Origin of the sequence: Thiorhodococcus mannitoliphagus, assembly GCF_010915725.1 — a bacterium.
Lineage (GTDB): Bacteria > Pseudomonadota > Gammaproteobacteria > Chromatiales > Chromatiaceae > Thiorhodococcus > Thiorhodococcus mannitoliphagus.
Map to the genome: position 1 here is coordinate 1 of NZ_JAAIJR010000213.1, position 5,567 is coordinate 5,567.

Here is a 5,567-nt window from a genome sequence, read left to right on the forward strand (position 1 = left end):
CGCTGAGACAACGATGCCGATAGAAAAAAATGATGGACAGGAGGCAAATCGGACTTGCGTCAGAACAGAGTATCTACAGCTCGGGCGATCACAATATTCAGACAGCCTCTGACGATACAGGCGCTCGGATACGCGCCACCGATCATTTGTACGCCGCTGGAGTTGCTGGAGGTATGACCATGTCAACCAACCCGATTATTGCCGAACTGCACGCCATCCGCCGCGAGTACGCCGAGCGGTTCCATCAAGACCTGCACGCCATCTGCGCCGATGCGCGCCGCAAGCAGGGACAACAGGGTCGGCGCGTCGTTGCGTCAACACCAAAACCGAGCATCGGGCGTCCCACTCACATCGAAGACGCAGGATCAGACAACCGCCCCATGGCCAGCGGGCAATGACACGATAAGATTCCCATAGCGCATTTCACGGAGAAACCCGAGTAGGGCGGATGCCCGAGAGGGCGATCCACCATGGCGCGTGGAAGCGAATCCGCCACGATTGCTCGCATCCAATGGGCGGGGTGGTCTCTTGTAGAAAGTGAACCACGAAGTCGAATCGTGTTCATCGGCGATCTGCGCGACCTCACCAAGCAGGGTCTCCACTGGGCGCGCGGCGAGGAGACGGACGAGGTGATCGCCGCGCTGGCAACGATCGGTGTGGTGGCCAGCGCAGCGCAGCTCGCCAGCGGGCAAGACTCGCGATGCCGCCTCGCTCAAACGCATGGCCCGCTTCGCCGAGACCTTCGGTGACCAGGCCGCAACCCTATACCGGATCGGCGGCGACGTGGCACTGAAGACCGCTCGACGCGCTGGTGAGCTGGGCCAGGAGCCGATCAAGCTGGCCGCGACCTATGGTCAAGATGGCTTGCGCACACTGGATCGGATAGGCGCGGTCGCCTTCGTCAAGGACTCCGCGCGCGCCTCGAAGATGGCCTACAAGGGTGACGTGATCCGCCTGCTCGCCCGCTGGCTGATGCATCTGCCGACCTGGACGCTCTATGCACTGATCGGACTCGCGGGCGCGGTCTGGCTGCCTTGGCGGCGATTGCGCGGGCGCTCTCGCCACCTCATGGTCCCGACGAATGCCGGGCGGCACGCCTTGGGGCACAGTGCATCGCCACGCCGGTGGCGATGCAGGCGCGGCGTCCGGTCGCCTTCTTCAGTCTGGAGCTGCCGCGTGAGCATGTGACGATCGGATCCTCCATCATGCGAAGATCAAGGCATGATGGGCGTTCGGCGCGCAACGGCTCCTCTGCGCAAACGACCACAGGTACAACGTCGCCCACATCTCGCTGAGCCGGGCTATCGATAGGATCTGGATGATGAAGACCGACATGACGGAAAGCACTCAAGGCCCAGCGCGTCTGTCCTCGGGCGCGACCCTCATCGCCTGCGCCGACAGTTGGATCGAGGGCGAGGCGCTGCGCCAACTGGAGCAGACCGCCGAGCTGCCGGGCATGCGGGCTGCCGTTGGGCTACCCGACCTGCACCCCGGCAAGGGCTACCCCATCGGCGCGGCCTTCCTCGCCGCGCGAATCTACCCAGCCCTTGTGGGTAACGACATTGGCTGCGGCATGGCGCTGTGGCAGACGGATCTTCTGATCCGCAAGCTCAAGCCCGAGCCTGCCATGGCGCGTCTGCAAGGGCTCGAAGGTCCCTGGGAGGGTGACCTAGAGGCCTGGCGTGCCGAGCACTCGCTGGCCCCAACGGACTTCGACACCGCGCTCGGCACCATCGGCGGCGGCAACCATTTCGCCGAGATCCAGGCGGTTGAGGAGATCCTGGATCCCGACACCTTTGCCGGCCTAGCTCTGGACGCGGAGCGGCTACTCCTGCTGGTCCATAGCGGCTCGCGCGGCCTGGGCGAATCCATCCTGCGCACGGTGATCGATCAGCACGGACACGCGGAACTCGATCCGACCTCGGCGGCGGCACAGGCGTATCTGAGCCGCCACGATCAGGCCCTGGACTGGGCCGAGGCCAACCGCCGGCTGATCGCCACACGGCTCTTGGATGCGCTGGGCACGGACGCCGAGCGGCGGCTCGATGTCTGGCACAACCTGGTGCAAGCGGTCGACTGGAAGGGCGAGCGGCTGTGGCTGCATCGCAAGGGCGCGGCACCCGCCGACCGGGGGCCGGTGGTCATCCCCGGCTCGCGCGGGACGCTGTCCTATCTGGTCCAGCCGAGCAGGGACTGCGACCTTAGTCTGCGCTCGCTCGCCCACGGCGCCGGGCGTAAATGGAAGCGCGGCGAGGCGCGCGCTCGGCTGAGCGCCCGCCAGCGTCCGGACGACCTGCTCACGACCGCGCTCGGCGGACGGGTCATCTGCGAGGATAAGGAACTGCTCTACGACGAGGCGCCGGAGGCCTACAAGGGCATCGACCGCGTGGTCGCGGATCTGGTCGAGGCTGGGCTCTGTAGCGTCATCGCGACCCTGCGCCCGGTACTGACCTACAAGGTGCGTCGCCCGGCCCACCGCCAGCCCGGCGCGCGTAAACCGAAGCGGGGGCGTGCATGAGTGAGGCGACCCTGTGGCTGCAAGTCTCCGCCGGGCGCTGTCCGGCCGAGTGCGCCTGGGTGGTCGGCCGGCTCGTCCCGCGTCTTCTCGAGGAGCTGAGCGCGCGCGGGCTCGCGGTCGAGGAGATCGACCGCACCCCAGGCGCGCATGGCGGCGATGCGCGCTCGGTCCTGCTGCGGGTCAGCGGCCCCGAGGCGCAGGCCCGGGTCGCGGACTGGCTGGGGACCGTCCAGTGGATCGGCACCAGTCCCTATCGGCCGCGCCACAAACGCAAGAACTGGTTCGTCAGCGTGGCCGCCTTCGCGGAGCCCGCCGCCGATGCCTGGAGCGAGCGCGATCTGCGCATCGAGACCCTGCGCGCGAGCGGTCCGGGCGGGCAGCACCTCAACCGCACCGAGAGCGCGGTGCGCATCACCCATGAGCCCAGCGGGCTGAGCACCCTGGCCCAAGAGGAGCGCTCGCAGCACCTCAACCGTCGGCTCGCGCTCGCCCGGCTGGCGGCCCTGCTCGCCGAGCGGGCGCGGGACCAAGCCCGCGCCGCCGAAGATCAGCGCTGGCGGCAGCACACCCACCTCGAGCGCGGCAACGCGGTGCGGGTCTATCGCGGTGTCGATTGGAAGCGCGAGCGCTGAGCGCAGAGGACAAAGGGATGAAGCACAGCCTGGACATGCTCGCGGAGCAGGTAGGCGCCTGCCGTCATCCGGTGGTCCTGGCCGAGGCCGAGGCCGGGGTCTCGCGGGAGCGCGGGATTGCCACCTTTCGCGACGCCTTTATCACGGCCGTGGCCGGCGATGTCCCCGAGCACCCTGTCCGTCTCGACCGCGGCCAGCGGGTCGCGGTCACCAAGTAAGAGGCGAAGGCGTGTACTATCGAGGCAGCGGCAAAGACCCGATCCCCTGAGCACACAATGGCGGCAGAGCCCTGCGAAGTGTCGGGGCAGCGCTGATGCTGGCGAGCAGGATCCACTGAGGCAGAGCGCTATGGCCAGAATCGTCCCCTCTGATCTCACCCAACTGGCCCTGAGCGGCGCGCACGAGCCGGAGATCCAGACCCTGGCCCTGCTGCGCGACAGGTTGCCCGAGGCCTACACCGTCTTTCACGGTGTGCATTGGACGCGCCAGTACAAGGGACGCACCCTCTATGGCGAGATCGACTTCGTGGTGGTCAATCAGGCCGGCCAGGTGCTGTGCATCGAGCAAAAGAACGGCGGGCTCGAGGAAACGGCGCAGGGACTCTTCAAGGCCTACGGGGATGAGCGCAAGAGCGTCGGCGATCAGATCCTGCGCTCGGTCGACAACATCCGTGAGAAATTCGCCTATCAGGTCGGCAAGCGCCCCGGACTGGAGATCGAGTACCTCGTCTACTGTCCCGATCACACCCTCAAGCAGCTCTCAGCGGCCGGACTGGATCGCGAGCGCATCGTCGACGCCCCGAAACGCGAGAAACTCGCCGAGCATGTTCAGACCGTACTGCCATCGACTCAGGGCACCCAGGACACGTGGGCACAGCAGGTCGCGGCCTTCTTCCGGCAGACCTTCGAGGTCGTGCCGGACGTTCACGCCCATATCGACGCCCAGGAGAAGACCTACACCCGCCTCTCCCATGGTCTGCTCGAAGTGCTGGCCAGCCTCGAGATGCAGCCGCTGCGGCTGCAGGTGCTGGCGACGGCCGGGAACGGCAAGACCCTCGTGGCGCGGCATTTCTTCGATCAGTGCATCGCTCAGGGTGGACGCCCCCTCCTCCTCTGCTTCAACCGCCCGCTCGCCGAGAGGCTCGGCCATCTTGTGACCCGCGGCGGCCTGGTCGCGACCTGGTACCAGTTCTGCGATCAGTTTCTGCAATCCCGAGGCATTCAGCTCGACTTCGAGGCCATGCGCACGCAGCCAGATTTCTGGCATCAAGCCGCCACACAACTGGAGGAGCAAGCGCTCACGGCGACGCTGGGAGACGCCTGGCGCTTCGATACCCTGATCGTCGATGAGGCGCAGGATTTCGAGGCTGGCTGGCTCGAGGCCTTGCGGCTCTTTCTCCGCGAGGACGCCACCATGCTCTGGCTCGAGGACCCGAACCAGAATGTGCGCGGCGTCGCCCCTCCTGCACTGCTCGCTCAAGGCTTCGTCGGCTACCGCTCGCTGCTGAACTATCGCTCACCCGAGGGCATTGCGCGGTTCGTCAACGGGGTTCTTCCCGAGTTGCCTTTCACCTGCGCCAATGACCTGCCGGGACTCGGGGCGGGCACCCTCTTCTACCAGGATCCCACCGAGCAGCCGCGACTGGTCGGGCGCATCGTCGGGCGGCTGCTCAACGCGCGCTTTCGCCCCCAGGACATTGCCATCCTCTCCTGCCGAGGTCTCGAGAGCACCGCACTCAAGGAGGCACAGCGGGTTGGCAACCATACCCTGGCCCGTTTCACCGGCGACTACGATCTCTTCGGCAACCAGGTCTATTCGAAGGGTCAGGTGCTCTTCGACACAGTGCGACGCTTCAAGGGTCAGCAAGCCGCCGCGGTCATCTTGACCGACGTCGCGCCCCGCGCGCATCACCTCGCGCAGGAGCTTCAAGTCCTGTTCTGTGGAATGACGCGCGCGACCGTACGACTGGACCTGGTCTGCGACCGCTCAAACGCCTGGGTCAAGGAACGATTGGCCGAGTGGGCCTAGGGCGAAAATACCGACATCGCGAGCGGATCAGACCCGTCACTCGACACTGCGGCTCGATACAGGTGGACGCTGACCGCGACGCCAGGCGAGGACGAGCCAGGTAAGCAGGCCCAGCAGCCCTGAAAGCAGGCATCCGACCGTCAGCGTCTCCCCGGACACCACGCCCAGCCAGCCGTTGGCCTCGGACCAAGGGGCCAACGGCGTCAGGTCGGCATGCATCAGAGGCTGTCTGAAAAACCTCAAGGGCGACTTTAGTCGCCCTTGGCACTGGCGGGAGGGCGAATGAATTCGCCCCTTGTATTTTCTGTTCTCAGGGATTGATAAGGAGGAGTGATAAACGGAGTTTATGAAGAGAGCCCGGGAAGCCGTTCGCCCCTGAAGCCTGGACG

At 66.1% G+C, this 5,567-nt stretch carries 8 protein-coding genes; 7 read left to right on the top strand and 1 reads right to left on the bottom strand.

All coding sequences use genetic code 11. The features are described from left to right. The first annotated feature begins 179 nt into the window (after positions 1 to 179). From G3480_RS24825 to G3480_RS24855, 7 genes are all read left to right on the top strand, one after another. The gene (locus G3480_RS24825) at positions 180 to 398 is read left to right on the top strand and encodes a hypothetical protein (protein WP_164656907.1); all 219 of its coding nucleotides are present in this window, start codon (positions 180 to 182) and stop codon (positions 396 to 398) included. 159 nt (positions 399 to 557) lie between these two features. Further along, positions 558 to 749: a hypothetical protein gene (locus tag G3480_RS24830; protein WP_164656908.1), complete on the top strand. Its 192-nt coding sequence runs from the start codon at positions 558 to 560 to the stop codon at positions 747 to 749. Continuing rightward, positions 721 to 1,188, top strand: coding sequence for a hypothetical protein (locus G3480_RS24835; RefSeq protein ID WP_164656909.1), 468 nt, complete (start codon positions 721 to 723; stop codon positions 1,186 to 1,188). The genes G3480_RS24830 and G3480_RS24835 overlap by 29 nt, the downstream gene beginning before the upstream one ends. A 130-nt stretch (positions 1,189 to 1,318) precedes the next feature. Further along, the gene (locus G3480_RS24840) at positions 1,319 to 2,518 is read left to right on the top strand and encodes an RNA ligase RtcB family protein (RefSeq protein WP_240906049.1); all 1,200 of its coding nucleotides are present in this window, start codon (positions 1,319 to 1,321) and stop codon (positions 2,516 to 2,518) included. Then, entirely contained in the window at positions 2,515 to 3,150 is a 636-nt protein-coding gene (gene prfH, locus G3480_RS24845) for a peptide chain release factor H (protein ID WP_164656910.1), read from the top strand. Before G3480_RS24840 ends, prfH begins: the two co-directional genes overlap by 4 nt. Before the next feature lie 17 nt (positions 3,151 to 3,167). Beyond that, on the top strand, positions 3,168 to 3,368 hold the full coding sequence (locus tag G3480_RS24850) for a hypothetical protein (RefSeq protein WP_164656911.1): 201 nt from the start codon (positions 3,168 to 3,170) through the stop codon (positions 3,366 to 3,368). A 130-nt stretch (positions 3,369 to 3,498) separates the two neighbouring features. After that, positions 3,499 to 5,178: an ATP-binding domain-containing protein gene (locus G3480_RS24855; protein ID WP_164656912.1), complete on the top strand. Its 1,680-nt coding sequence runs from the start codon at positions 3,499 to 3,501 to the stop codon at positions 5,176 to 5,178. Positions 5,179 to 5,214: 36 nt separating this feature from the next. Here G3480_RS24855 and G3480_RS24860 read toward each other — a convergent pair whose 3' ends face one another. Beyond that, entirely contained in the window at positions 5,215 to 5,397 is a 183-nt protein-coding gene (locus G3480_RS24860; RefSeq protein WP_164656913.1) for a hypothetical protein, read from the bottom strand. Positions 5,398 to 5,567: the final 170 nt, after the last annotated feature.

Bases quoted from the DNA above. Each gene is read 5' to 3' on its own strand.
- G3480_RS24850 (WP_164656911.1), top strand. From the start codon at position 3,168: ATGAAGCACAGCCTGGACATGCTCGCGGAGCAGGTAGGCGCCTGCCGT.
- G3480_RS24835 (WP_164656909.1), top strand. From the start codon at position 721: ATGGCCCGCTTCGCCGAGACCTTCGGTGACCAGGCCGCAACCCTATAC.
- G3480_RS24825 (WP_164656907.1), top strand. From the start codon at position 180: ATGTCAACCAACCCGATTATTGCCGAACTGCACGCCATCCGCCGCGAG.
- prfH (WP_164656910.1), top strand. From the start codon at position 2,515: ATGAGTGAGGCGACCCTGTGGCTGCAAGTCTCCGCCGGGCGCTGTCCG.
- G3480_RS24860 (WP_164656913.1), bottom strand. From the start codon at position 5,397: ATGCATGCCGACCTGACGCCGTTGGCCCCTTGGTCCGAGGCCAACGGC.
- G3480_RS24855 (WP_164656912.1), top strand. From the start codon at position 3,499: ATGGCCAGAATCGTCCCCTCTGATCTCACCCAACTGGCCCTGAGCGGC.
- G3480_RS24840 (WP_240906049.1), top strand. From the start codon at position 1,319: ATGATGAAGACCGACATGACGGAAAGCACTCAAGGCCCAGCGCGTCTG.